This window comes from Acidovorax sp. LjRoot129, assembly GCF_964253765.1.
Lineage (GTDB): Bacteria > Pseudomonadota > Gammaproteobacteria > Burkholderiales > Burkholderiaceae_C > Acidovorax.
Map to the genome: position 1 here is coordinate 3,544,600 of NZ_CAXUSE020000001.1, position 26,186 is coordinate 3,570,785.

Below are 26,186 nucleotides of genomic sequence, written 5' to 3' on the forward strand. Positions count from 1 at the left end.
AACGGGAGAGAGAAAGATCAGAACGCCTCGGCGTTCTTGTCGTCCAGTAGCCGCTCGGCATCGCGGCGGCCGAACAGCCAGAACAGAGCCGGGGTGAGGAAGGTGTCGAGTAGGGTCGAGCTGATCAGGCCCGAGAAGATCACCACCGCCACCGGGTGCAATATCTCGGTGCCGGGGCGCTCGGCCTCCAGCAGCAGCGGGGCCAGCGCGAAGGCGGTAACCAGGGCCGTCATGAGCACGGGAGAGAGGCGTTCGAGCGAGCCGCGCACGATCATGGCGTGGTCGAAGTTCTCGCCCTCCACGCGCATCAGGTTCAGGTAGTGGCTCACCTTCAAAATGCCGTTGCGCACCGAGATGCCCGCCAGCGTGATGAAGCCGATCAGCGCCGCCACCGACAGCGGTTGCCCCGATATCCACAGCCCCAGCACGGCCCCCACCAGCGCCAGCGGGATGTTGGCCATGATCAGCACCGACAGCGTGGCCGAGCGGTAGCGCGTGTACAGCACCACGAACATCAGCACCAGCGAGACGATGGCCAGCATGCCCACCAGGCGGCTGGCCTCCTCCTGCGCCTGGAACTGGCCGCCCAGGGTGATGAAGTAGCCATCCGGCAGGCGCGTCTCGCCCACCACCTTGCGGATGTCGGCCACCACGTCGGACAGCGCCCGGCCCTGCGCGTTGGCAGACAGAACGATGCGGCGCCTGCCGTCGTCGCGGCTGATCTGGTTGGGGCCGTCGCCGTCCTCGATGCTGGCCAGGCGCGACAGCGGCACCCGCCCGCGCGGGGTCTCGATCATGATCTGCGCCAGGCCTTCGAGTGAGCGCGCGCTCTCGGGCAGGCGAACCACCAGCGCAAAGCGCCGGCTGCCCTCGACGATCTGCGTGACCTTTTCGCCCTCCACCAGGCCCTGCAGCGTGGCCAGCACCTGCGCGGCCGGCACGCCGTACTGCGCGGCTGCCGCGTGGTCCACGCGCACGGTGATCTGCGGTGCCAGCACCTGCTTTTCCACCTCCAGGTCGGCCAGGCCGTCGATGGTGGCCAGGCGTGCGCGCAGCGCATCGGCCTGTCCGCGCAGGGTGTCGAGGTCTTCGCCAAAGAGCTTGATCGCGATCTGCGAGCGCACGCCCGACAGCATGTGGTCGATGCGGTGTGAGATCGGCTGGCCGATGGCGATGGCTGCCGGCATCTGCGCGAGCCGGCTGCGGATGTCGGCCTGCACCTCGGCCATGCTGCGCTTCAGCTCGGCCGCAGGCAGCAGGCCCACGTCGAGCTCGCTCACGTGTACGCCCTCGGCATGCTCGTCCAGCTCGGCCCGGCCGCTGCGCCGGCCCACGTGCGTGACCTCGGGCACCTGGCGCACCAGCACCTCGGCCTGGCTGGCCAGGGCGGTGGACTCCGCCAGCGTCACGCCCGGGTTCAGGCGCATGCCGATGAGCAGCGTGCCCTCGTTGAACGGCGGCAGAAAGGTGGTCGGAAAGAACGGCACCGCCGCCACCGAGAGCACCACAGCCACTGCGCTCACGGCCATGGCGATGCGCGGCCGCGCCAGCACACCCAGGAGCCCGCTGCGGTAGCGCGCCTTGAGCCAGGCCACCACGCGCGTGTCGCCGTGGTCCAGGTTCTTCATGCGCGGCAGCAGGTAGAACGCCAGCACCGGCGTGACCGTGACCGACACCAGCAGCGACGCCACGGTGGAGACGATAAAGGCGATGCCCAGTGGCACGAACAGCCGCCCCTCGATGCCCGGCAGCGCAAACAGCGGCAGAAACACCAGCACGATGATGGCCGTGGCATAGAGGATGCCCGAGCGCACCTCCATCGACGCCAGCTTGACCACCTCCAGCGGGTGCAGCCGGTGGTTCGGGTGCTTCGAGCGGTCCATCTTCAGGCGCCGCAGCACGTTCTCCACGTCCACCACGGCATCGTCCACCAGGCCGCCGATGGCAATCGCCAGGCCGCCCAGCGTCATGGTGTTGATCGACAGGCCGAAGTACTTGAACACCAGCGCGGTGATGAAGATCGATACCGGGATGGCCGTGAGTGCGATCACCGTAGGCCGCAGCGTGCCCAGGAACACGAACAAAATCACCGCCACGAACACCGAGGCGCCCATGAGCTTGCCCTGCAGCGTAGTGACCGAGGCCTCGATGAAGCTGGCCTGGCGGAAGGTGACGCGCGGCGCCGCCATGCCTTCGGGCAGCGACTTCTTCAAATCACCCAGCGCCGACTCGATGCTGCGCGTGAGCGCGATGGTGTCGGCCGTAGGCTGCTTCTGGATACCGAGGATCACGGCCGGCTTGCCTTCGAAGCCCGCGTCCCCGCGCTTGAGGGCGGCAGCAAAGGTCACCTCGGCCACCTGGCGCAGCAGCACCGGTTGGCCATTCTTCGCAGTGAGCGCCAGGTTCTGCAGGTCTTCCAGGCGCGATGTGCGGCCCAGGTGGCGTATCAGGTACTCGCGCCCGTTGAGCTCCAGAAAGCCCCCCGACGTATTGGCCGAGAAGCCCTTGAGCGCCCCGGTGAGCTGGTCGTGCGTGATGCCCAGCTCGGCCATGCGCGCCGTGTTGGGCTGCACCTGAAACTGGCGTACCTCGCCGCCGATGGGGATCACCTGGGCCACGCCGGCAATCGCCAGCAGGCGCGGGCGCAGCACCCAGTCGGCGTACTCGCGCACGGCCATGGGCGTGGTGCGCTGCACGTCGATGGGGATCGCCACCTGCATGATCTCGCCCATGATGGAGCTGATGGGGCCCATGCGCGGCGTCACGCCCACGGGCAACCCCTCCTCCATGGACGACAGGCGCTCGGACACCATCTGCCGCGCGCGGAAGATGTCGGTGCTCCAGTCGAAGGTGACGTAGATGAACGACAGGCCCGCGCTGGAGGTGGAGCGCACGCTCTCCACGCCGGGCAGCCCGTTCATCGTGGTTTCCAGCGGAAAGGTGATGAGCTGCTCCACCTCCTCGGCGGCCATGCCGCCGGCCTCGGTCATCAGCGTGACGGTGGGTTTGTTGAGGTCGGGGAACACGTCCACCGGCGTGCGCGAGAGCGTGAAGGCGCCATAGGCCATGAGCACGCCGGCGGCGATGAGCACCAGCAGCCGGTTGGCCAGGCTGTTTTCGAGTAGCCACTTGAACATGCGGTACTCCCTTCAGCGGACTTGGTTGATCAGCGTGGCGCCCTGCGTGGCCACGCGGTCCCCGGCCTTGAGGCCCGAGGTCACGGCCACCGAGGTGCCGTCCAGCGGCACGTAGGTGACCACGCGCGGCACAAAGCGCTCGGGCGACTCCTTGACCCAGACGATGGTCTGGTTCGCGGGGTTGCGCAGCAGCGAGGCCACGGGCACCTGCACACCGGCTGCCTGCTCGGTGGACTGCACGAACACGCGCACGGGCTGGCCCAGGGCCAGAGTGCCGAGCACGGCCGAGTCACCGGCGAACTGCATCGGCAACGCCTGCTCGCGCAAGCTGCGCGCCGCTCCGAGGAAGCGCAGCGGCACACGTTGCCCGCCCACGGCCAGCGCGGCACCGGCGACGCTGTGCGCTTGCGCCGTGTCGTAAGCCAAGGCCTCGATGCGCAGGCGCGCGGGGTCCACCACCTCGAACAGCAGTTCGCGCGCATCCACCACCTGTCCTGCCACGGCGTTGGCCGAGGCGATCACGCCCGACACGGGCGCCACCAGCGCATCGCGCGTTGCTAGGCCGGCACCCACCGCGCCCAGGCGCTGGGTAAAACTCTGCAGCTCGCTCTCGGCGGCCTCGATGTCCTTGCGCGGCACGGTATCTGCTAGCTCTTTCAGCCGCGCCACGCGCCGTGCAGCCAGGTCGCGCGCCGCGCGCAGCTCGGCCTGCTGGGCCACCTGGTTAGAGCGCTCGATGGCGCCCGCCGTGGGCACCACATAGGCCAGCACCTCGCCCTTTCGCACCGCCTGGCCCACGCCAGGCAGGCCCTTGGGGCCCGCTTCTAGGCGCCCGGCCAGCGCGGCCTGCACCTTGCCGCCGGCATTGGGGTCCATCACCACCGTGCCCGCCAGCTCGAAGGCCTTGGGGTGCTGGCCTTCGGCGGCCACCAGGGTGCGCACGCCCAGCTGGCGCTGCGCGGGCTTGGGCAAAAACACGCTGCCATCGGGCTGTCGCTTGGGGCCATTGCCTTCGGCAGCCGGTGGGGCGTCGCCATGGTCGTGGCCTTCGCCAGCGTGTGCCACCGCCGGGGCGCACAGCGCCGCGGCCATCAACAGCGCCGTCATGGAATGCAGAGAGGTCAACCGCTTCATGCTGCACCTCCCAAGCGCTGAGTGCGCGCGGTGCGGCCACGCCGCAGGCGCCATACCGCGGCCAGGGCCAGCAGCACGGCAGCCACGGCGCCTGCGACCAGCGCATTGCGCCGGCCCGTGGGCTCGGCATGGGCATGCGCTGCGGCATGGATGTCGATCTCGCCGGCCAGCAGGTCGGTGTCTTTGCCGGCCACCACGGTGGCGGTGACGGGGCTCACGCCCTCGGCCAGTGGTGCGGCCAGCGCGGCCTGGAACTCGCCGTCCGCCACGCGGGTGACGGGCACGCGTGCGCCGGCAATGTCGAGCTCGAGCTGCGCCTCCTTTACCGGGCTGTTGTCGCCCGCATGGTCGAGGTAGAGCGCCAGCTTTTGCCCGTCGAGCACACCGACCAGCTCGAACAGGTCGGAGGTGGCGGCAAAGCGCGGAATGGCAGGGCCGGCCGCGGCGGCGGGAGCTTCGCCGTGGTCATGCCCAGCATCGGCCAAGGCTGCCGGCGGAACGAGGCCCAGCACCAGAGCCAGGCCCAGTGTGGAAAGAAGAGAAAGGAATGGCATGGTGATCACAAAAATGAGGTGGGGATAAACAGCGCGCTCACTGCGGCAGCAGGCCCAGGGCCTGGCGCAGGGTGGAGACGGCGGCGGCGGCATCGATGCGGGCGCGTGCCCACTGGCGTTCGGCCTGCACGGCTTCGAGCTCCACACGCAGGCGCGTGGGCCAGTCGGCCTCGCCCAGGCGGAAGGCCTTGTCGATGAAGCCGCGCGTGTCGCGCGCCAGGGCCGCATGGCGGGACATGGCCTCGCGCTGGGCCTGGGTGGCCTTTACACGCGCAGTAGCAGCGGCCACGTCGGCGGCCAGGCGGTCCTGCTCCACGCGGGCGCGCACCTCGGCATCGAGGGCATCGGCTCGGGCCGCCGTCTCTTTGGCACGCGCACGGTCACCACCGCCCAGGGGCACGCGCACGCCGACGGTGAAGCTTTGCAGGTAGCGCTCGCCCGCCTGTTCACGCCCGCGCGTGGCGGCCACCGTGAGCTCCGGGTTGGCACGCGTTTGCACGGCGGCCAGATCGGCGGCGCGGCGCGCCACCTCGGCCTGATCCTGCCAGTCGGCCACGGCCGGGTGGTCCGCCGGCAGCGCGGTACCGGGCATGGCTTCGGCCTCTGGCTCTGCACCCACTTCAACGCTGCCACCCCAAGCACTCAAGGCCGCCTGCGCAATATCCCGCGCACCCTCGGCCTCCGCCACCGCGGCTTCAGCTTGGGCCACTGCACCGTCGGCCTGAGTCTGGTCGGCACGCGACATGTCGCCCGCCTTGAAGCGGCGCGCCACATCGGCCGCCAAGCGCTGGGCATTCAGCAGCCGGTCCTGGGCCAAGCCCAGTTCCGCCTGCGCACGCTGCAGGGTCCACCAGGCCTCGCGCACGGTGGCAGCCAGTTGCAGCTGCGCGGCCAGTCGGCGACTCTCCACCGCCTTGATTTCCGCATCGCCCAGCGCAGCCTTGCGTGCGCGCTCGCCGGGCAACCACAGCGGCAGGGCCACGCCCAGCTCGACCTCGCGGCTGCCCTGGTTGCTGCCGGGCCGGTCGGTCTTGGCCTGCAGCTCCAGCGCCGCGGGCTCGGCCGTCCAGGACGATGCGCCACTGCGCGCAGCCTGCGCCGATTCGCGCCGCAGCGCGGCCGACTGCGCCTCGGGCTGGCGCTCCCAGGCCCTGTCGAATAAGGCCTTGAGCGTGAGGGGTGGGGCAGCGGGCGCTGCCATGGGCTGGGCCAGCGCGGCACTGCCGGCCAGCATCCACCCCAGGGCCACGGCCACCATCCATGGCCGAGGTGTGTGTGTTCTTCTCGTTTGTTGCATCCGATTCCTCTGCAGTGGCCAGCGGCCACAGGGTTGAAATCGGCAAGGCACGATGCCAGGCGCACCAGCGTGCGCCGCTACTGCCCGCCAGGGCAGCGTGGAATCATCAGAAAGGGGCTACCCGCAGCCCGCCTCGCCGCTCAGGCGAGGAAGGACCAGTTGGGGCGTTCTGGGCGGGAAAGCGGGGGGTGTACCCAAGCCTGGGTCACATGGTGCACAGGGCGCGCAACCGTGACCACAATGGCCTGGGCATTCGTGCTCAACGCCATGCCGCTGCCGGCACCGTGGCAGGCATGGCAGTCGATGTCGGCCATGGCACCTGGTCCGGTGTTGCCTAAGGCCTTCAGGTCGAGTGCCTCGCCGGCCCCTGGGGACACAGAAGACTCAGCGTGCTCCATGGAGGCGCCGGCATGGTGCTCATGCGCATGGTGACCAAAGTGCGACGCCTGTGGCGCGGCCTCGTGCGCGCAATAGGGCGACGCGGCCGCCCAGATGCTCTGGAGCGGCAGGAACACCAACAGGAATGTGAGCAGCAAGCGGCGCATGGGCAGCGGGATTCTAAGCAGACAGCACAGCCAGCGCCCTCACATGGCCCGCAGCGGACAAGGGCATAGGCCCGTCACCACAAGCCGGACGCCCGGCCTTTCGATGTCGGCCAGAAGCTGACCTTCACAGCGCAGGCTCCGTTATGCTTCTTCCAGAATGGAAAACATCGTCATCACCGCAGCCACGCCCGACGAAATTCGCTCCGGCGAACTTGGCCGCCAACTGCGTCACTACATCTATGGCTTCGTCGGGGAGTATCCCGAGCAGCAGTACATCCGGCTCAACGCCAGAGACGGGAACGGCCGACTGCTAGGCGGACTGCGAAGCTTTGTGTTTCTCTACTGGCTCAACATAGATGTGCTGTTCGTCGAAGCCGACGTACGCGGCTCTGGCCTGGGCAGCCGCCTGCTCGCTGAAGCGGAGCAGCAGGCTATTGAGTTAGGTGCAGCGAACGCCAGGCTTGAGACTTTCGAATGGCAAGCGCCCGCGTTCTACCGGAAGCACGGGTACGAGGAATACGCGCGCGTCGATGGCTATGCCCCCGGGTTCTTCCTCTCCTCCATGAAGAAATCGCTGGCGCGGTGAGAGCTGGCACAACTTCGGCTGCCGGCCAGGAGCAGTCGCTCAGGGTTGCGGTTGAGCGAGTGGCGCTTTCTTTGGTACTGGCTACAGGTTTGAGAGTTTTTGATGACGTACGACAAAAATCTTTCCCCAGTGGGCTGGTATGTGGTCTCGTATTTGATGCGCTTCGTTGAGTTGGAAGACGACAGAAAGGACGATGATGAAGCTCGATTCCTGTCGTGGGAAAACACAATCCTCGTACGTGCATCGACCCTTGAAGAAGCCTATGAAAAGGGCATGACGGTAGCTCGCGAGAATGCGAAACCATACAAGGGCGGAACTCAAGGCGTACCTGTTCAATGGAAGTTGGTAGGTATCACCGATGTCCTCCCAATCTACGAGGAGCTGGAAGATGGGGCGGAAATTTTGTGGACTGAGCGCGCGCCTCGAAAGCTTAAGAATCTCAAACAGATGGTGAGACCGAAGGGCTCGTTTCGGCAGTAGCTGCCAACTTAGAGCAGGGGCGACGAATGTGAACTGGAGGCCCGCTTTCCAGAAAGTTTTACGTCGCCTCAGGGCCCGCTAGCGTCCGTCGCCGTAGGGCAGAATTCGGCCAGGAACGGCAGTTCATAAACGGCTGCTCTGCGCCTCATCGCCAGAGCCTGCGCTATTCCGGTTCCTCTTCATCACCCGAATGCCTCAACCAATCAGGCCCTATTTCGCCAAAGTCCATCGTCGTGCTTGCTGGAAGCAATTCGACTGAGTCGATGGTCGCGCTTCCATTGTCGAAGAGCACGGTGATGATGAGGTCCAGCTCGAGGGCCTCCGTTTGGCTTACCGTAGTTGAGCCCATGCTCGAGTACTCGCGATCGATGGAATCCCAAAGCTGGAAGCTCGCGCTGAAATGCGCTGTGACGTCGATCGTCAGCGAAGTTTGAAGCACCAGCGTTTTGTCCTCGTACTCAACGACGTCAAAGGCTTTGATTTGGTCAGTAAGCGGTGTCACAGATGTGACCTTGACATTGTCTACCTCGGCTTCGTAGTACCAATTGGATGCCGCCTCGAAATCAATGTCGATCTTGTCTGACTGTGTATCGACAGCATCCAGCAAAATCGCATCAAGGTCCTCGATTTTTCCGTCGCGCAGCATGGCCTTGAACAACGCAGCGGCATCGTCCCCACTCGCCTGAAATACCGACAACGCATGGGCTAGGTCGTCAACATAATGGACGTGATCGGACTCTAAGCAGAACCGCTTCCAGTCCCCATCAGAAGAAACTGCGACAACGGTGGTGTCGTTCTTGATAGCCCATCCTTCGAGAGCCAGCAATGCGATGGCATCTGGGAATTCGTACTTCTTAGCCTCCTTGTTGCCAAATGGTGGCTTTGTCTCAACGAATCGCGAGAGCACATCCTGTAAGCCGACGAACTCAGCACAGGTAACCACCGTGGCCGCGCTGTCATCGAGAAATGCCTGCAGGCGTTCTTGTGTTCTTGCGTCGCCCGACTGAGCGCCAAACAAAATACGAAGCGCTTCTACTCGCCTGTCCTTGTCGATGCCCCATGAATTGCCAAGCGGCTTCAGCGCGTTCGTTACTTGGCTACGGACAAGGTCTGCCTCCTTCGTGAGGTGCGCACGCATTTCGTGGAGCACTATGTCCAGAGCCAGATGCTTTGTCTCGGCACGGCTGAACTGAGACATCTTGGCAAGGACACCGCTCTCGAAGCCGTACTGATGACGTTCGACAACTGACGTATCAATGGAGATGGCGCCGACACGACCGGCAACCACGGATTGCTTTAATTCGTCGATTGATAAGACTGCCATATTTCCCTCTTGAAAATTCGTTGCCCGTTGGCGCACTACGCTCGGATTGAACCGAAACTCGGGAGATACCCACAGTGTGTGCCGATCTCAACCCCACTTGATCGTTGGCTGATTGCTCCAAAAGGTTGAACGGCTGCTCTTGGATACCCAATCCCATGGAGCCAAGGACGGCAATGGGCCCCGAGCCGCCATCGACCACGCACGCCGTGGCACGCTCTCGCCCCAAACAAAAGCGACCGGCTGCACAAGACAACCAGTCGCTCTTCTTTTGATAGCTACTAGCGCTTTACCATCAAGCGCTAGCGGCCATTTTTACCTAAAATTCAGGCCACTTCTGCCACAGGCTCGGCGGCCAGAGCCCCCGCTGGCGCAGCCGCCACGACGGGCATGCGGATGAGGTGGTCAAACGCGCTCAGCGCGGCCTTCGACCCATCACCCGCCGCGATCACGATCTGCTTGAACGGCACGGTGGTGCAGTCGCCCGCCGCGAACACGCCGGGGATGTTGGTGCGGCCGTGCGAGTCGACGATGACCTCGCCGAACTTGGACAGCTCCACCGTGCCCTTGAGCCATTCGGTGTTGGGCACCAGGCCGATCTGCACAAACACGCCTTCGAGCGGCACCAGGTGCTCCACGTTGGTGACGCGGTCCTTGTATTTCAGGCCGTTGACCTTGCCGTCGGCGCCGGTGATCTCGGTGGTCTGCGCGTTGGTGTGGATGGTCACGTTGGGTAGGCTCTTGAGCTTGTTGACCAGCACGGCGTCGGCCTTGAGTTGGTCGGCAAACTCCACCAGCGTGACATGGGCCACGATGCCGGCCAAATCAATCGCCGCCTCGACACCCGAGTTGCCGCCGCCGATCACCGCGGTGCGCTTGCCCTTGAACAGCGGGCCATCGCAGTGCGGGCAGTAGGCCACGCCCTTGTTCTTGTACTCGGCTTCGCCGGGCACGTTGACATTGCGCCAGCGCGCGCCGGTGGACAGGATCACCGTCTTCGATTGCAGCGTGGCGCCGTTGGCCAGTTGCACGCCGATCAGGCCGCCGGGCTGCGCCGCGGGGATCAGCTTGTCGGCGCGCTGCAGGTTCATGATGTCCACATCGTAGGCGCGGGTGTGGGCTTCAAGCGCGGCGGCGAACTTGGGGCCGTCGGTTTCGAGCACCGAGATGTAGTTCTCGATGGCCAGTGTGTCGTTGACCTGGCCGCCGAAACGCTCGGCCGCGATGCCGGTGCGGATGCCTTTGCGGGCGGCGTACACGGCGGCTGCGGCGCCTGCGGGGCCACCACCGACGATGAGCACGTCGTACGGTGCCTTGGCCGACAGCTTGGCGGCATCACGGGCAGCGGCGCCGGTGTCGAGCTTGGCCACGATTTCTTCAATGGTCATACGGCCCGAGCCGAAGACTTGGCCGTTCATGAACACCATGGGCACGGCCATGATCTCGCGGTCGGTCACTTCCTGCTGGAAGGCGCCGCCTTCGATCACGGTGGCCTTGATGTGGGGGTTGACGATGGCCATGAGCGACAGCGCCTGCACCACGTCCGGGCAGTTGTGGCAGGTCAGGCTCATGTAGACCTCGAAGTTGAAGTCTCCGTCCAGCGCCTTGATCGAATCGATCACGTCCTGCTCGACCTTGGGCGGGTGGCCGCCGGTCCACAGCAGGGCCAGCACCAGCGAGGTGAACTCGTGGCCCAGAGGCAGGCCAGCAAAGCGCAAGGAGTTGGTAGCGCCCACGCGCTGCAGGCTGAACGAAGGCTTGCGCGCATCGTTGCCATCGGTGCGCAGCGTGATCTTGTCGCTGCGCAGCGCCTGGATGGTCGTCAGCAGCTCGCGCATGTCGCGCGCCGTCTCGCTGTCGTCCAGGGAAGCCACCAGCTCAAACGGCTGCTGCACGCGCTCCAGGTAGGCGGCGAGTTGGGTCTTGAGTTGTTCGTCGAGCATGGTGGTGTCCTTTGAATTTGGAGTTGTATGTGGGGAGCGTGATGGCAAGCGTGGTTCGGATCAAGCCTGCGGGTCAAACTCCGGGCGTAAAAAAGCCGGACGGCATGGCGCACAGGCGCCATGACGCTGTCCGGCTTTGGGGGCCGAAGATTAGATCTTGCCAACCAGGTCCAACGAAGGCGTCAGGGTCTTGGCGCCTTCCTTCCACTTGGCGGGGCAGACTTGGCCGGGGTTGGCGGCGGTGAACTGGGCCGCCTTGAGCTTGCGCAGGGTTTCCGACACGTCACGGGCGATCTCGTTGGAATGGATTTCCAGGGTCTTGATCACGCCATCGGGGTTGATCACGAAGGTGCCGCGCAGTGCCAGGCCTTCTTCAGCGATGTGCACGCCGAAAGCGTTGGTCAGTTGGTGCGTTGGGTCGCCGACCAGAGGGAATTTGGCCTTGCCCACGGCGTCCGACGTTTCGTGCCAGACCTTGTGCGAGAAGTGGGTGTCGGTGGTCACGATGTAGACCTCGGCGCCAGCCTTCTGGAACTCGGCGTAGTTGTCGGCAGCGTCTTCGATTTCGGTGGGGCAGTTGAAGGTGAAAGCGGCTGGCATGAAGATCAGCACGGACCACTTGCCCTTGAGGTTGGCTTCGGTCACTTCGATGAATTCACCCTTGCCGTCGCGGTTGACGAAAGCGGTGGTCTTGAAGGGCTGAACTGGCGTATTGATCAGGGACATTGCTGTTTCCTTAGTGGTTGGTTGTGAGAACAAGGATGGAGTCTAGGCCCATCGGGGCCATGAATCCAATTAATTGATTGAATTGAATCAATTGTCTATGACTATAAGGCGGCGCGGCCTGCCGAGGCTTGAGACTGTGTTGCTCCCTCTGGCACAGAGGGGTTCCGACCTCTTGGACTTCTCGGCGGCGCGCCGGGTTTTGCGCACACCGACTGCTGACCCTTGCGGCAACTCAAACATTCAAATACAACTGATTCGCATTTGAATTCATAATCAGGACACCTGCGCTTCGCTAGTCGATTGCGCAGGCTGCCGGCTGACGGAGGGCCACCCTCCCCCAGCCAGAAATATTGGTCAAAACAGCCTCCAGCGCTTATTCCATAAGCGCCAAAAGCTCATAAATTCATAGCAAAGACCTCCAACCGTGTTCCAAACCCTGTTGATCTGTTTCCGCGAAGGGCTTGAAGCCCTGCTCGTCGTGGCCATTGCCACCTTGTACCTGCGCAAGACCGGGCGCTTGCACTTGCTGATGCCGCTGCGCGCGGGCGTGGTTGTGGCCGCGCTGCTGTCCGTGGTGCTGGGCTGGGTGCTCTCGCAGGTGGGCGCGATGTCGCCCGCGGCCGAGGGCGTGATGGCCCTGGTGGCCGCAGCGGCGGTGGCCTGGTGTGTGGTGCATATGCGCAGCGCTGGCAAAGGCATGGGCCAGGACATCGCGCAGCGCATGGATCGCGCCAGCATCCTGGAAGGCCCGCGCGCCTGGGCTGCGGTGTTCCTCTTCGCCCTGTTCATGGTCGGCCGTGAAGGCGTGGAGACCGCGACCATGCTGGCCGCCCTGGCCCGCAGCGCCGAGCTGGCCTACATGGCGTGGGGCGGGGTGGCGGGCCTGGCCCTGGCGATAGCGATTGCCTGGGCGTGGACCCGTTACGGCCGCGCCGTGAACCTGGCGCGCTTCTTTCAGGTCACCTCGTGGTTCATGGCGGTGTTTGCGGTGCAACTCGTGATCTACGCGCTGCACGAGTTCACCGAAGGCGGTCTGGTCCCGGGCATCGATAACGCCTGGTGGCATGCCAATACCGAGGACCTGGCCGAAGGCACCATCGCGCAGGCGATCTCGCTGGCGCTGGTGCTCGTGCCCACGGTCTGGCTGGGCGTGGCGCAGTGGCGCGACCGGCAGCACAACGCGGGCACGGTGTCCGCCCAGCCGGGCCCATCGGCCAAAGCGCTGTAGCCCGTCAGAAGCCGGCCAGACTGCGGCCGGTACATCTTCCAAGCCCAGGGCCGCAATGCCCCGGGCTTTTGTTTTTGTGGGCGGGAAGCCACGTCGCAAGCGCCCCGCCCCGCGCCTCCCCGCCTGCGCAGATCACCAAAGTGTTTCGGATTGAAACGCCATGAGCTCCCACCCCCCTTCTTTGCGCTTTTTACTGGGTCACCGCCCAAAAGCTGCACTACAAGGCAAAAGGCGGTGACAGCAGATGTCATCAACTGAACGAGAGGGTGTTTCCATGAGCACGAGATCTTTAACTTATGCGATTGCATGCGGCACAGCGGCGTTGGCCCTGACCGCCTGCGGGGGCGGAGGCAGCGACACGGCAACGATGGCGGCAGGCGATCTGTCGGCCGGCAGCGCCAAGGCCGAGGCCGCGAACCTGGTGGTGCGCGCCCGCGCCAGCCTGCTCGCCAACGTCGGCCCCCTGATGCAATTGCGCGTCAACGGCATTGCGGTGGCCGACACCGAAGTGCGCGAGACCAGCTACCAGAACTACAGCTTCACCGTGCCTGCCATCGCAGGCGGCGACAAAGTGGACGTGGTCTTCACCAACGACCTCAACGCGAATGGCGAAGACCGCAACCTGTACGTGGAATCGATCACCGTGAACGGCACCACGGTGGCTGCCACCGCCGAGGGCGTGACCCTGGACCGCGGCACGGGCGCGAAGGCGTTTGATGGCGTGGACGTGATCCCCGGGCAGCGCTCGCTGCTGTGGAACGGAGCGCTGCGCTTTACCGCACCCGGCAGCACCGCCATTGCCTCTACCCTGAGCCCGGGTTGCAAGGCCTTTTACGAAGCGCGCCCCGGCTTTGAGCTGAGCACCGCACGCACCCTGGTGACCGCGGCCACGCTGGCCAAGCCTGCCAAGGGCACCGTGCTGGCAGAACCCGACTACGGGACCTGCTTTACGCGCGCCACCAACCACGCGGCCGACGGCGTGGCGACCTTCGCGCGCAACGACTACGCGCGCCGCCAAGCCTTCAACGCAGACAGCACCCGCCACCTGATCTATGCGCTCGACGGCCACTGGCATCTGTACGACGCACACACGCACGCGCGGCTGAAGGTGCTGCCCTACCTGGCAGCCGATGCCGAGCCACAGTGGCACGCCAGCAACCCCGACCTGCTGTACTACCTGCCCACCAACGGCGTGGGCATGCAGATCCACGAACTCAACACCGCCACCGGTGCCACGCGCGTGGTCACCAACCTGTCTGCGCGCCTGAAAACCCGCTGGCCCGGCGCCAATGCGGCATGGACCCGCTCCGAAGGGTCACCGTCCAAGGACGGCCGCTACTGGTGCCTGATGGTGGACGACGCCAACTGGAAGAGCCTGGGCGTGATCACCTGGGACCGCGACACCGACACCATCGTCGGCACCAAGAACACCAACGGCGTGCGCCCCGACCACGTGAGCATGAGCCCGAGCGGCAACTACTGCGTGGTCTCGGGTGACGATGCCAGCGGCACCGTGGCGTACTCGCGCGACTTCAGCCAGTCCAAGAAGCTGCTGCACAAGTCCGAACACTCGGATCTGGCGATCGATGCCAATGGCGACGATGTGTATGTGTCGGTGGACTATCAATCCGGCGTAGGCGACATCTTCCTGGTCAACCTGCGCACCGGCGTGCGCACCTTCCTGCTGCCCAGCTACCTGAACGGCTCGACCACGGCGCTGCACCTGTCGGGCAAGGGCTTCAACAAGCCGGGCTGGGTGCTGTTGAGCACCTACGCCGACACCGTGAACCGCCAGTGGTTCCACCGCAAGCTGATGGCTGTAGAGCTCAAGGCCAACCCGCAGGTCCACACCCTGGCGTTCACGCGCGTGGCCTCCAATGAGTATTGGTCGGAGCCGCACGCGTCCGTCAACCGCGACTTCACCAAGGTGCTGTTCAACTCCAACTGGGACACGGGCAGCGCGACCGACGTGGACGCGTACATGGTGCAGATCCCGGCAGGCGTGCTCAAGTCCACCGGCTTGCCCGGCACCGGCACGCCACCGCCCACAGAGGCCCTGACGGTCGCCGTGGGTTCGGTCGCCCACGCCGGCTACAGCGCCAGCTACGTGCTGACCACCAACCAGGCAGCGGCTTGCCGGGCATCGTGGAGCACGGGCAACAGCTACGGCGCGCTGTATGACGACATTGCCGCCAGCGCCAACGGCCTCACGCACACCAAGTCGCTGTCGCTGGGCAGCACCGGCGCGCAGACGGTGTATGCCGTCTGCAAAGCCACCGCTACAGGGGCCGAGGAGGAAGTCGCGATCCTGCTCCCCTGACCCGCGCCGACCGCGGTCTGCGGATCCAAAGGGGCTGGCTGCCGTTGAGGCAGCCAGCCCCTTTTTTGGTGTCCAGATGCGAACACAACTCAGCATCACACGCAGACAGAGCGACGCAACAGGGGTTTGGCTTGCGGTGGTGGAGCGAGGTCACGACAATCGGGCCCGAATCAACACAATAAGGAGTCCCCATGAAAGGTGACGCACAGGTTATTGGCCATCTGCAGGCCCAGCTCAAAAACGAACTCACGGCCATCAACCAATACTTCCTGCACTACCGCATGCTCAAGCATTGGGGCTTCGACAAGCTGGCCAAGAAAGAATATGCGGAATCCATCGGCGAGATGAAACATGCCGACTGGCTCATGGACCGCATCTTCACGCTGGACGGCCTGCCCAACCTGCAGGACCTTGCCAAGCTCCAGGTCGGCGAAGACGTGCCAGAGATCCTGGCCTGCGACCTGAGCTCTGAGCTCGGCGCCCAGGCGACGATCAAGGAAGGCATTGCCCACTGCGAAACGGTGCGCGACTATGTCTCGCGCGACCTGCTGCAAAAGATCCTGGACGACACCGAAGAGCACATCGATTTCCTCGAAACCCAGATCGACCTCATTGGCAAGGTCGGGCTGCAAAACTACCTGCAGTCGCAGATGGGCGAGATCGAGTGAGCTGAGAGTTTCACGAGCGCTCCACGAAACTACCAAGAAGAATTAAAAACGGGCCTCGGCCCGTTTTTTTGTGCCGGACTCTCCACAGGCCGTCCGCAAACGCCTCACGAGGCACCCCTACCCGTCACACGATGTTGCAATTGCACATCAAAGCACTCGACGCAGCACGGCGGTTAATGCGAATGCTTCTCAACAAAAGTAGAATGCGCCATACCGGCGGCCTATCTGGTCGCCGAATGAAGGCGCTGCCAAGGCACGCCGCACACACCGCGCGCCCTTCAAGGCCGCACATCCATACTTAGCCAGCCAGTCAGCCCGGGCCTTGCCGCCGCTGCAGCCAGCGTTTGCACACCAACGTGCACTACCTGCCTGGAGCTTGCCCTGATGCTGAGCCGCACCGCCAGCCCCCGCACTGCGGGGTTCTTGTTCCGACCCTTGCGCCGCTGCCGCACGGCGGCACAGCCATGAAGGCCGCCCGCGTCGACAGGCGCTATCGGCTCGCCGTCGCGTCCCGCGCGCTGGCGGCAGCAGGCGGCGGCTACGCGCTGGCTGCCGGCTTCACGGCCGCGCTGTCGCTGCTGCTGGCGCAATCCATGCCGCGGGTCGAGGCCGTGCTGACCGCGACCATGCTCGCCTGGTTGATGTATGCCATCGCCGCCGGCTGGGCGTTTTACGCACGCACGGCCTGGGGGGCCTGGGGCGGCACGTTGCTGCCGGCACTGGCGCTGGGCGCGTGCGCCATGGCACCGCAATGGATAGCGGGTGCGCAATGACAACCACGACCACTACCGCTGCACGCAACGGCGCCGACCGCGAAGGCTTTCGCCAGGCGATGGCGTGGCTGCACACCTGGGCCGGGCTGATCCTGGGGTGGCTGCTGTTTGCGATCTTCCTCACGGGCACGCTGTCGTTCTTTCGCAGCGAATTCAACCTGTGGATGCGGCCCGAGTTGCACAGCATGCTCGGCGCAGCCACCACCCCGGCAAACCAGGCGGCCCAAGCAGCCATCGATGCAGACGGTGCCGCCTTCCAGGTCGCACAAAAATCCATCGATGCGCTGATGCGCAAGGTGCCCGATGTCACGCAATGGATCCTGCACCTGCCCGACGAACGCGACCCCGCCGTCAACATTCTGTGGCGCGACACCGGCAACGGCCGTTTTGAAACCCTGCGCATGGACCCGCAGACCGGCGAGGCCATCGACACGCGCCAGACCATGGGCGGCGATTTTTTCTACCGCTTCCACTTCGAGCTGCGCACGGCCCAGAAGGGCCGGTGGGCCATCGAGGGCCGCTGGGTGGTGGGTGTGGCCACGATGCTGATGTTCATCGCGCTCATCACGGGCGTGATCACGCACCGCCGCATCTTCAAGGACTTCTTCACCTTCCGCCCCACCAAGGGCGGGCAGCGCGCCTGGCTCGATGCGCACAACGTGAGTGGCGTGCTGGTGCTGCCGTTCTATTTGATGATCACCTTCAGCGGGCTGATGATCTTCCACTCGCTGTACATGCCGGCCGGCATCGCAGCCACCTACAAAAACGAGAAAGGCGTGGACTCCAACGCGTACTTTGCTGAGCTCCAGGGCGAAAAGGCGGAGCAGCGCGTGCGCCGCGGCCCGGGCGACAAGGTCGCGCCCCTGCCGGCCATCGCGCTGCAGCCGATCCTGAACGAAGCGCGCACGCGCTGGGACAACGGGCGCATCGGCAGCGTGCAGGCGCGCCGCGATGCCAAGGGCCGCGCGGTGGTGGAGGTCACGCGCCACGAAGGCGACCGCCTGCAATACCGCCCGCCGCGCCTTTTGTTCGACGCCGCCACCGGCCAGTGGCTCGACCAGGCCGACCCCACCGGCCCTGCCGCCAAGACCTACGGCGTGCTGTACGGCCTGCACATGGCGCGGTTTGCCGACGTGGGCCTGCGCTGGGCGCTGTTCGGATTTGGCGTGCTGGGCAGCTTGATGATCGCCACGGGCATGGTGTTGTGGTCGGTCAAGCGCGGCGCCAAACACCTGGGCAGATCGCCATTGCAACCGCAAATGCAGCCCGGCAGCAACGATGCCACCGAGCCCCATGCCAAACCGTTCAAGGCGCCCTTCGGCGAGCGCCTGGTGGTGGGCATCAACATCGCCACGCTGGCGGGCTTGCCGCTGGCTTGCGGGGTGTACCTCGCCTCCAACCGCCTGATCCCTGTGGGCACCGACGGCCGGGCCGATGTGGAACTGGCCTGGTTCTTCAGCGCCTGGGGCCTCACGCTGCTGTGGGCTCTGGCGTGCGCGGTGGTGCGGCCCAGCCGCATGGGCTGGTCGGTGCCGCTGGGCGCGGCGGGCCTGGTGTGGGCCGCACTGCCGGTGCTCAACGCCGTCACCACCCACACCCACCTGGGCATCACGCTGCCTGCGGGGCAATGGGCGTGGGCGGGCATGGACCTGGCCTTCCTGGTCAACGGCGCGGTGTTTGGCTGGCTCTCCTGGCGGCTGCGCCCGGGCCGCGTGCGGCGCGCCAGCGCAGGCGCTGCCCACGTGTCGCGCCAGGTGGGCCCGGCCCCGGACGTTTCCGCCTCGGGAGCCTGACCGCCATGTCGGCATTTCTGCTTTGTTTTGCAGCCTGGGCCGCCATCGCCCTGGGCATGGACCGCCACCACGCAGACGCGCTGGGCAGGGAGGCCACCGCGCGCCGCTTGCTGCAGCTGCGCCGCGGCGGATGGCTGCTGCTGGCCCTGTCGCTGTGGCTGGCGGCGCGGCCAGTGGGCAACGTCCCCGCCTCGGTGGGCATCACAGCCTGGACGGTGGCGCTGTCGCTGGCTGCAGTGGCCGTGACCGCGGCAGTCACCTGGCGCCCGCAGCGCACCCCGGCGCTGGCCGGAGCTGCTTTGCTGGCGGGCTTGCTGGCCTGGGCGCTGGGGTGGTGATGGCCTGCACTTCGCCGCGCTGAGCCGCCGCTCCTGTCCCTTTTCCCCTTTCTCCCGCTTCTTTCTTCACTCACGCCGCTCCCCCAGCCAGCGGGCCGCCAAGGCCTGCGCCAGGCCGGGCGTGCGTGGGCTCTTCGTCGTCACCGCGTTGCGCATCTACCAGGAAAAAAACCATGCACGCCTTTGCTTCCCACCCGCACCACCGTTTGCACCCCTTGATGGCCGCCCTGCTCGTTGCGTTCTGCGGCACCGCGTTTGCGCAAGCCGCGCCGCCTGCAGCCACCACCGCGACAAACACAGCCACCCGGACGCTGGGCGAAGTCACGGTGCAATCGACCACCGGCGATGACGGGTACTCTCCCGCTGCCAGCACCTCGGCCACCAAGGGCAGCGCGCCGCTGCGCGACGTGCCCCAGGCCGTGAACGTGGTGCCCGAGCAGCTCATGCGCGACCAAGGCGCGCGGTCGATGGAAGACGTGCTGCGCAACGTCCCCGGCGTGGCCATGAGCCACGGCGACGGCCAGCGCGACCAGGTGGTGATCCGCGGCTTCACGGCCATTGCCGACCAGTTTGTCGACGGCGTGCGCGACGATGCGCTGTACTTCCGCGACCTGGCCGACATCGAGCGCGTGGAAGTCCTCAAGGGCCCCGCCGCCGTGCTGTACGGGCGCGGCTCATCCGGAGGCCTGATCAACCGCGTGACCAAGAAGCCCAAGTTCGGCGAGACCTCGGGCGAGGCATCGCTGGGCCTGGGCAGTTTTGACTACCGCCGCGCCACGGCCGATGTGAATGTGGGCATCAGCGACTCCGCAGCCTTCCGCATCAATGCCGCGGTGGAAGACTCCGGCAGCTACCGCGACCAGCAGTTCGTCAAGCGCCACAACTTCGCGCCGTCGCTTGCGCTCAAGCTCGCGGCGCAGACCGACCTGCTGCTGCAGTACACCAACGCGCGCGACAAGCGCCTGACGGACTTCGGCATTCCGGCGCTCAACGGCCGCCCCGTCAACGTGTCGCCCCGCACGTACTACGGCTCCAGCAACGCCGCGCAAGACGACACCACCACCAGCACCATGCAGTCGTTCGCGGCCACGCTGAACCACCGCTTCAACGAAGACTGGTCGGTGCGCAACGTCACGCGTTTGTACGACTACGCGCTCGACCGCTACAACACCCTGCCCGGCGGCACCACCGACCCGGTCAACCTGACCGTGGGCCGCACGCGCTCGTTCATCCTACGCGACGAAAAAGGCTTCTTCAACCAGACCGACGTCACCTGGCGCAACCAGCTGGGCGGCTTCAAACAGGAATGGTTGATGGGCGTGGAACTGGGCCAGCAGAAGAAGCGCGCCGAATCCGTCTCGGGCGGCGCCGACCGCGTGCCGATCTTCAACCCCGGCAACCGCCCTGCCCCCGCCATCCCGGCCGCCAGCTTTGCGGCCGACAGCGCCATCCCCAGCCACACCACGCAGGACACCGCAGCTCTGTACTGGCAAAACCAGATCACGCTGACGCCCCAGTGGAAGGCGCTGGTGGGCGCCCGCTACGACGTGTTCGGGCAGGAGACCACGTTCGACCGCAAGCTCGCGGGCCTGTCGCGCACCGACAAGAAGTTCAGCCCCCGCGCGGGCCTGGTGTGGCAGCCCAACGATGCGCTGTCGTACTACGTGTCGTACAGCAAGTCGTTCCAGCCCTCGGCCGAGACCTTTGCGCTGGCGGCCAACACCACGGCGGCCGAGCCCGAGATCACCGAGAACAAGGAAATCGGCGTGAAGCTGGATGTGCTGGACGGCCGGCTGAACTTCACCGGCGCGCTCTTCAACCTGGAGCGCACCAACATCAAGAACACCGACCCGACCAACCCTTCGCGCCAGATCAACGTGGGCACGCAGCGCACCAACGGCCTGGAGCTGACCGCCAACGGCCGCCTGCCCGGCCGATGGGACGTGAGCGCCGGCTACGCCTGGCTCGATGGCCGCATGACGAAGTCGCTGGCCACCACCGGCTCGCTGCAGCTGCCCGTGGCCGCCACCCCCGCGCTGGGCAAGGTACCTGCACTCACGCCGCGCAACTCCGCGTTCCTGTGGGCCATGAAGGACCTGGGCCACGGCCTGCGCGTGGGCGGCGGCGTGAACTACGTGGGTGCGCGCTTCACCTCGCTGACCAACCTGGTCACCCTGCCCGGCTACACCACGCTCGACGCGGCGCTGCAGTACACGCTGGGCCAGTGGGATGTGGACGTGAACATCAAGAACCTGGCCAACCGCAAGTACTACGTGTCGTCCCACGGCAGCAACGACAACCTGATCCTGCCCGGCTCGCCGCGCGCACTGCAGGTGACGCTGCGCACGCGGTTCTGAAGCGGCGCTGTCGTGCCGCCTCCCTGTGCCGCCGCAGGCCGTACGGGCTTTTCAGAACCTTGATTTGAAGCTTTTTAGGCTGCTAGCGCTTGATACATAAGCGCTAGCAGCTACTAAATTAATAGCAAACAAGAAATACCGAGGAGGAATTACCTGTGGGGGATGGTCCAGCCGGCACAGCCGCATCGTTTTAAATTGGCCGGGCCCTTTCAGCGAACCCGCACACAGCTCAGTTTCTCTTCGCCGGGTTGTCCTGACGATAGGTCCGCTGGGGGCGTATCACTAGGCGCTTGACCTGGGCATCCAACTCTTTGCTGTGGTACAGGTCCAGACACTTCAGCAGATCGAATCGAACACCCTTGATTTCCGACTCCACCATCGGATTGGCGTAGTCGCGTGCCAGATAGCTTTCGACCAACGACTTCACCGCATCGGGGCTTTTTTCAAGGTCGTAGTAGGTCCAGTCACGCAAGGCGCTCACGCTGCTGCCGGCGTCCGCCGCCGTGCTCTTGTCTTTGCCATAGGCGGTCGCGATGCAGGTTGCCAAAACCATGTCCCGGTAGTTTTGCGCATAGGTGCGTTCGCCAGCCTGGGGTGAGACGGGTGCGCCTTCCTTTGCATGCAGCGCCGCGGCACTGAGGGCAAGGGCCCACATTGCCGCCATGCGACCGACCGCCATCACGGCAGGCACGCCTGCACGCAGCCGCACCACCCACGGCACCAAGGCAACCGCCATCCGTGGCCTCACATCGTCTCCAGGTGCTGCCGCGCGTGCCAGCCCGCCAGGTAGCCCGTCACCGCGTTGTGCAGCGCATCCAGGTCCATGCCGCGCACCTTGGCGGTGTTGACCACCAGCTTGTGGGCCTTGGCACGATAGGTCACGCGGCCCAGGTTCTTGTGGGGCGCTTGAAGGCGCGGGGCGCCCGGGTGCAGTTCGAATTGCATGACCAGGTTTGAGCCGTTGATCAGCGTCGATGAATAGTCGTTCACGGACGACCAGGGCACGACCTCTGGCCAGCCGGGAACCACGATGCCATCGGCCGTGAGCTGCATGAGCATCACCGAGGAGCGGCGCCAGAACCAGGCAGCAAACGCCCCCAGCACCAGGGCGCCCGCCAACGTTCCGCCCAGCAGCTTCCACGAGCCCGCCAGCGATTTACCGGGCGCCAGGTGGGTCACCACCAAACCGATGAACGCCGCCAAAACCACCGCGGCCAGACCGGCAAAAAGCCAGACGTTGCTCTTGCGCTCATACACCTCGACCGCGCCCTGCGCCTGCTGCACGGCGTCGGTGAGTTCCTTGCGCACCTGCTCGTTGTGCTCGTGCGCCACGCCCTTGAAGTCGGCCAGCAGCCGGGCCTGCAGGCCCTGGCTGTCGGCAAACAGCGAGCGCACCCACACCAGGGATTCCGGGTCCGGCACCGTAAGGGTCGACTGCACCATCGCGTCGGTCACCGGCGCGTTCACGGCCTTGGCGCGCTCCAGCGTCGGAGGATGCGTGTCGGTAGGGTGGGCCGTGGCCACTTCGGTGGCGAAGTTGGGGGCTGTGAGGCCGGTCTCGCGCACGGCGTCGTGCAGCATCTGCACCAGGTCGCTGCCCGCCTGCTGGGGGCGCCGGCCGATGTCGGTAAGCACTTTGTCGACCACCTCATGCAGGGCCGTCACCCGCACCAGCGACCGCGCGATGGCGTCACCGCTGACCAGCTTGGCCGCGACCTGGTCGGCCGCGAATTCGCGCACCCGGCTCCAGTGCTTCACGGCCAGGTCGAAGCGCTGCAGCAGGTATTCGATGAAGGTGGTGGCGGGCAGGTCCATCCATTCGCCGCTGTCATCGCGGCCATAGATGGCATGCAGGCTGGCCACCAGCTGCTGGTAGATGGGCGAAAACTTCAGGCTGTAGGCCGTATCGGCCCCGGCAAAGTGCCCCAGCTCATGGGCCAGGATGGCGCTGATCTCGTCGCGCTGCAGCAGCGAGAGGTACGTGAGCGGCAGGTACATGGTCTCGCCGGAGAGCTGCTGGCCGCTGGGCACCAGCCGCATCGCATGGCCGGTGACGTAAAAGCCATCGGTCAGGCCCACCACCAGATGGGCTGGCGCTGCAGCCCCGGCGCCTTGGGCCAGCGTGTCCACATAGGCCCACAGCGCAGGCGCTTCGTGGCGCGACACCGTCACGCCCATGACTTCGCTGGGTTCGTCGTGCAGCACTTTCAGCGACTTGTAAAGCGCCAGTAACAGCGTTGCGCTCCACCACAGCACCAGGGCGGCAAACAGCAGGATCACCATCTGGAACTTGGCCTCGCCCGACCCTGCGCGCTGCAGGATTACGACCTGGTACGCCACGCCCAGGCGCGCCACCAGCAGGCCCCCCACCGTGGTCATCAGCAGGCCCATGTGCACGGTGAGGTAGGTGGGCAGGAGCTTGCGCCACCGGGCAAACTGGTGCATCAGCGCATCGCGCGACTGCAGTGCCCGGCGGCCGGCTGCATTGACGCCCCACAGCCCCGCAAGCGCCACCAGCGCGGTCAGCACACCCGCCACCATGGCCACGATGCTGGCCGGGCGCACCACAGCCGCCACCTGGGCGCGCGATTCGCTGTCGCCCCGGATGCTTCTGGCGATCTGCTGCAGCTGGTAGGTGGCTGCCAGGCCGCTGACTTGCCGGCCGTCGATGGTGAAGGTGCTGCGGGGGTTGGCGCGGGCCTCGGCCTCGGCCTGGGTCACTTCCTCCAGCAGTTCCTGGAGCTCGGGGGACAAGCCCGTGTGCTGGTATTGCCGGTACTCCCACAGCCCGATGCCCGAGAGCAGCAAGGGAACACACACCGCCCACAGCACCAGTTGGGCACTGCTGGGCAACCGGTTCCACACCTTGCGGATTTTTTGACCGAACGAAGACGCCATGATTTTTGAATGATTGGTTTTTGATGGACTGGAATCGAGGCACCCACGGGTTGCCTGTGGGTGCGCGGGCCACTGCCTCCACGTCAGTGACCAGCCCCCTTGCGGCTGCCAAGCGCCGCCCGTGTAGAGACAGAGGCCGGCGTGCATCAGCGCGGGCCGATTCTGCCGCCGGTGCGGGCCAGAACCCCGCGGTACACAGTGGCAAGAAGCAACCGTTTGTACGTTGTGTGGCGTCGTGCGTTTCCGCGAGGACCGGTCAGCCGCAACCGACAAATCGCCTCCACCTGTCCGTGTTGCGAAAACGCCTCCTCCATGACCCACCAAACCTCAAATCAACGTAAAAAGAACCATTCTCATTTAGAATGTAACTTTACTTATCTGCAAGCCACGGCAAAGCACCCTTGCTTTGCGCAGCCAGCATTTGCCTTCCACCCTGCTGTGGTGAAGGCCGTCTGGCTCGAGCCCGTGGGCTTGCCGCAAATGCCACCCTGACCGCTGCACCGCAGCCATGAGGTTCAGGGGCGTTGCCATGCCAGAGGGTCCGCACCAGCGCTCCCCTTCTGCCCACTACCCGCCATGCTTTCGCCCACCGCCCTGCGCCGCTGGTCATGGACCCACAAGTGGTCCAGCCTGGTGTGCACCGTGTTCATGCTGCTGCTGTGCCTCACCGGCCTGCCGCTCATCTTTCACCACGAGATCGGCCACCTGCTCGGCACCGAGGTGGAAGCGCCTGCCATGCCCGCCCACACGCCGCGCGCCAGCCTGGACAAGGTGCTGGCCGCCGCGCAGGCCCTGCACCCTGACCGCGTGGTGCAGTTCGCCTCGCAGCCCGAGGACGACGACGCGCTGTGGTTCGTCACCCTCACGCCCACGCCCGCACCGACCGAGGACTTCAAGTCCATCGCGGTCGACGCGCGCACTGCCGCCGTGCTGTCGCAGCGGCCGGTGGACGAGGGCTTCATGCACATCATGTTCCGCCTGCATGTGGACCTGTTCGCGGGCCTGGCGGGCAAGCTGTTCCTGGGGTTCATGGGCTTGCTGCTGCTGGTGGCCATCGTCACCGGCGTGGTGCTGTATGCGCCCTTCATGCGCAAGCTGGCCTTCGGCGAGGTGCGCCGGGACAGATCCACCCGCGTGAAGTGGCTCGACCTGCACAACCTGCTGGGCATCGTCACGCTGGTGTGGGCCTTTGTGGTGGGCGGCACGGGCATGATCAACACCTGGGCGGACCTGATGATCAAGTACTGGCAGTACGACCAGCTGTCCACCCTGCTCAAACCGTATGCGGGCCAACCCACCGTGCCCGTGGCCGAACGCGGGCCGCTGCAGCAGGCGCTGCAGGCCGCGCAGGCGCATGCGCCGGGCATGAAGCTGTCGTTCATTGCCTTCCCGGGCACGGCGTTTTCCAGCCCGCACCACAACACGTTTTTCCTCAAGGGCAACGAGCCGCTCACGTCACGCCTGCTGCAGCCGGTGATGGTGGATGCCCGCACCGCAGAGGTCACCGCCGCACCGAAGCTGCCGTGGTACCTGACCGCGCTGCTGGTGTCGCAGCCGCTGCACTTTGGCGACTACGGCGGCATGCCGATGAAGATCCTCTGGGCACTGCTCGACATCGCGACCATCGTCGTGCTGGGCAGCGGGCTGTACCTGTGGCTGCGCAAGGGCGTGCAGGCGGGCAGCGCCAGCAACGCCAGTGCCAGCAGCACCACGGCGGCCGCCACCGTACAAGGCCACACCAGCCTGCCAGCAACGGCTGCAGCGCGCACCGGCAGCCCGCGGCCCCACACGGAGGGCCGAGCATGAAGCCGAACCCGTTGTGGTCGCTGTGGGGCTGGCCCATCGTGATGGGCGTGCTCACCACCACGGGCCTGATCACCGCGCTGGTGTCCGACACCTGGGGCGACTGGTGGTCGTGGGTGGGCCTGGGCGTTCCGGTGGCGGTGATGGGCTGGTTCTCGTGGCCTTTTGCGCACCGTGCCCACCGTGCCTCCTCTGCCCCGCACGCCACCCAAAGCCGCGCCGACGACTCTGCAGATACCGACGTCCGCAGCAGCGACACCGCTTCCGCCCCGCGCTGACACCTCC

General features: G+C 65.8%; 22 protein-coding genes. 12 read left to right on the forward strand and 10 right to left on the reverse strand.

The annotated features are described in order from the left end of the window. Positions 1 to 17 precede the first annotated feature (17 nt). The 5 genes from ACSQ3Q_RS16250 to ACSQ3Q_RS16270 all read right to left on the reverse strand — a co-directional run bounded on the left by ACSQ3Q_RS16250 (position 18) and on the right by ACSQ3Q_RS16270 (position 6,667). A complete protein-coding gene (locus ACSQ3Q_RS16250; protein ID WP_436135378.1) occupies positions 18 to 3,137 on the reverse strand; it encodes an efflux RND transporter permease subunit in 3,120 nt (1,039 codons plus the stop codon). Positions 3,138 to 3,149: 12 nt separating this feature from the next. Next, on the reverse strand, positions 3,150 to 4,271 hold the full coding sequence (locus ACSQ3Q_RS16255; RefSeq protein ID WP_436135379.1) for an efflux RND transporter periplasmic adaptor subunit: 1,122 nt from the start codon (positions 4,269 to 4,271) through the stop codon (positions 3,150 to 3,152). Next, positions 4,268 to 4,825: a hypothetical protein gene (locus ACSQ3Q_RS16260; protein WP_436135380.1), complete on the reverse strand. Its 558-nt coding sequence runs from the start codon at positions 4,823 to 4,825 to the stop codon at positions 4,268 to 4,270. The genes ACSQ3Q_RS16255 and ACSQ3Q_RS16260 overlap by 4 nt, the downstream gene beginning before the upstream one ends. Positions 4,826 to 4,862: 37 nt before the next feature. Further along, entirely contained in the window at positions 4,863 to 6,122 is a 1,260-nt protein-coding gene (locus ACSQ3Q_RS16265; protein ID WP_436135381.1) for a TolC family protein, read from the reverse strand. Between the two features lie 140 nt (positions 6,123 to 6,262). Beyond that, entirely contained in the window at positions 6,263 to 6,667 is a 405-nt protein-coding gene (locus ACSQ3Q_RS16270) for a hypothetical protein (RefSeq protein ID WP_436135382.1), read from the reverse strand. 157 nt (positions 6,668 to 6,824) lie between these two features. Here ACSQ3Q_RS16270 and ACSQ3Q_RS16275 point away from each other — a divergent pair, with 157 nt between their 5' ends. Together ACSQ3Q_RS16275 and ACSQ3Q_RS16280 are read left to right on the forward strand one after the other, a co-directional pair. Then, positions 6,825 to 7,253, forward strand: a complete 429-nt coding sequence (locus ACSQ3Q_RS16275; RefSeq protein ID WP_436135383.1) for a GNAT family N-acetyltransferase — start codon at positions 6,825 to 6,827, stop codon at positions 7,251 to 7,253. Positions 7,254 to 7,355: 102 nt separating this feature from the next. Beyond that, positions 7,356 to 7,733: a DUF4288 domain-containing protein gene (locus ACSQ3Q_RS16280; protein ID WP_436135384.1), complete on the forward strand. Its 378-nt coding sequence runs from the start codon at positions 7,356 to 7,358 to the stop codon at positions 7,731 to 7,733. 163 nt (positions 7,734 to 7,896) lie between these two features. Here the strand turns inward: ACSQ3Q_RS16280 and ACSQ3Q_RS16285 are convergent, their stop codons facing one another. From ACSQ3Q_RS16285 to ahpC, 3 genes are all read right to left on the reverse strand, one after another. Continuing rightward, the gene (locus ACSQ3Q_RS16285) at positions 7,897 to 9,057 is read right to left on the reverse strand and encodes a PIN domain-containing protein (protein ID WP_436135385.1); all 1,161 of its coding nucleotides are present in this window, start codon (positions 9,055 to 9,057) and stop codon (positions 7,897 to 7,899) included. A gap of 323 nt (positions 9,058 to 9,380) precedes the next feature. Beyond that, positions 9,381 to 10,997, reverse strand: a complete 1,617-nt coding sequence (gene ahpF, locus ACSQ3Q_RS16290) for an alkyl hydroperoxide reductase subunit F (RefSeq protein ID WP_436135386.1) — start codon at positions 10,995 to 10,997, stop codon at positions 9,381 to 9,383. Positions 10,998 to 11,147: 150 nt separating this feature from the next. Next, the gene (gene ahpC, locus ACSQ3Q_RS16295) at positions 11,148 to 11,723 is read right to left on the reverse strand and encodes an alkyl hydroperoxide reductase subunit C (RefSeq protein WP_436135387.1); all 576 of its coding nucleotides are present in this window, start codon (positions 11,721 to 11,723) and stop codon (positions 11,148 to 11,150) included. A 424-nt stretch (positions 11,724 to 12,147) separates the two neighbouring features. Here ahpC and ACSQ3Q_RS16300 point away from each other — a divergent pair, with 424 nt between their 5' ends. From ACSQ3Q_RS16300 to ACSQ3Q_RS16330, 7 genes are all read left to right on the forward strand, one after another. Beyond that, positions 12,148 to 12,951: an FTR1 family protein gene (locus ACSQ3Q_RS16300; RefSeq protein WP_436135388.1), complete on the forward strand. Its 804-nt coding sequence runs from the start codon at positions 12,148 to 12,150 to the stop codon at positions 12,949 to 12,951. Between the two features lie 274 nt (positions 12,952 to 13,225). Further along, positions 13,226 to 15,271 (forward strand): carbohydrate-binding domain-containing protein, encoded by a 2,046-nt coding sequence (locus tag ACSQ3Q_RS16305; RefSeq protein WP_436135389.1) that lies wholly within the window; start codon positions 13,226 to 13,228, stop codon positions 15,269 to 15,271. Positions 15,272 to 15,462: 191 nt separating this feature from the next. Beyond that, positions 15,463 to 15,939, forward strand: a complete 477-nt coding sequence (gene bfr / locus ACSQ3Q_RS16310; RefSeq protein WP_436135390.1) for a bacterioferritin — start codon at positions 15,463 to 15,465, stop codon at positions 15,937 to 15,939. A gap of 464 nt (positions 15,940 to 16,403) precedes the next feature. Continuing rightward, entirely contained in the window at positions 16,404 to 16,712 is a 309-nt protein-coding gene (locus ACSQ3Q_RS16315; RefSeq protein WP_436135391.1) for a DUF3649 domain-containing protein, read from the forward strand. Further along, positions 16,709 to 18,505 carry a PepSY-associated TM helix domain-containing protein gene (locus ACSQ3Q_RS16320; RefSeq protein ID WP_436135392.1) on the forward strand — a complete coding sequence of 599 codons (1,797 nt, stop codon included), beginning with the start codon at positions 16,709 to 16,711 and terminating at the stop codon, positions 18,503 to 18,505. The genes ACSQ3Q_RS16315 and ACSQ3Q_RS16320 overlap by 4 nt, the downstream gene beginning before the upstream one ends. Positions 18,506 to 18,510: 5 nt before the next feature. Beyond that, a complete protein-coding gene (locus tag ACSQ3Q_RS16325) occupies positions 18,511 to 18,843 on the forward strand; it encodes a DUF3325 domain-containing protein (RefSeq protein ID WP_436135393.1) in 333 nt (110 codons plus the stop codon). Between the two features lie 173 nt (positions 18,844 to 19,016). Beyond that, positions 19,017 to 21,200 (forward strand): TonB-dependent receptor, encoded by a 2,184-nt coding sequence (locus ACSQ3Q_RS16330; RefSeq protein WP_436135394.1) that lies wholly within the window; start codon positions 19,017 to 19,019, stop codon positions 21,198 to 21,200. Between the two features lie 229 nt (positions 21,201 to 21,429). Here ACSQ3Q_RS16330 and ACSQ3Q_RS16335 read toward each other — a convergent pair whose 3' ends face one another. Continuing rightward, positions 21,430 to 21,855: a type VI secretion system amidase immunity protein Tai4 gene (locus ACSQ3Q_RS16335; protein WP_436137016.1), complete on the reverse strand. Its 426-nt coding sequence runs from the start codon at positions 21,853 to 21,855 to the stop codon at positions 21,430 to 21,432. Positions 21,856 to 21,944: 89 nt separating this feature from the next. Further along, the gene (locus tag ACSQ3Q_RS16340) at positions 21,945 to 24,098 is read right to left on the reverse strand and encodes a M48 family metalloprotease (protein WP_436135395.1); all 2,154 of its coding nucleotides are present in this window, start codon (positions 24,096 to 24,098) and stop codon (positions 21,945 to 21,947) included. A gap of 312 nt (positions 24,099 to 24,410) precedes the next feature. Between ACSQ3Q_RS16340 and ACSQ3Q_RS16345 the strand changes: the two genes are divergently transcribed. From ACSQ3Q_RS16345 to ACSQ3Q_RS16355, 3 genes are all read left to right on the forward strand, one after another. Then, on the forward strand, positions 24,411 to 24,590 hold the full coding sequence (locus ACSQ3Q_RS16345) for a hypothetical protein (RefSeq protein ID WP_436135396.1): 180 nt from the start codon (positions 24,411 to 24,413) through the stop codon (positions 24,588 to 24,590). Between the two features lie 84 nt (positions 24,591 to 24,674). Beyond that, entirely contained in the window at positions 24,675 to 25,904 is a 1,230-nt protein-coding gene (locus ACSQ3Q_RS16350) for a PepSY-associated TM helix domain-containing protein (RefSeq protein ID WP_436135397.1), read from the forward strand. Continuing rightward, positions 25,901 to 26,179, forward strand: a complete 279-nt coding sequence (locus ACSQ3Q_RS16355; protein ID WP_436135398.1) for a hypothetical protein — start codon at positions 25,901 to 25,903, stop codon at positions 26,177 to 26,179. Before ACSQ3Q_RS16350 ends, ACSQ3Q_RS16355 begins: the two co-directional genes overlap by 4 nt. The last annotated feature ends 7 nt before the right edge of the window (positions 26,180 to 26,186 follow it).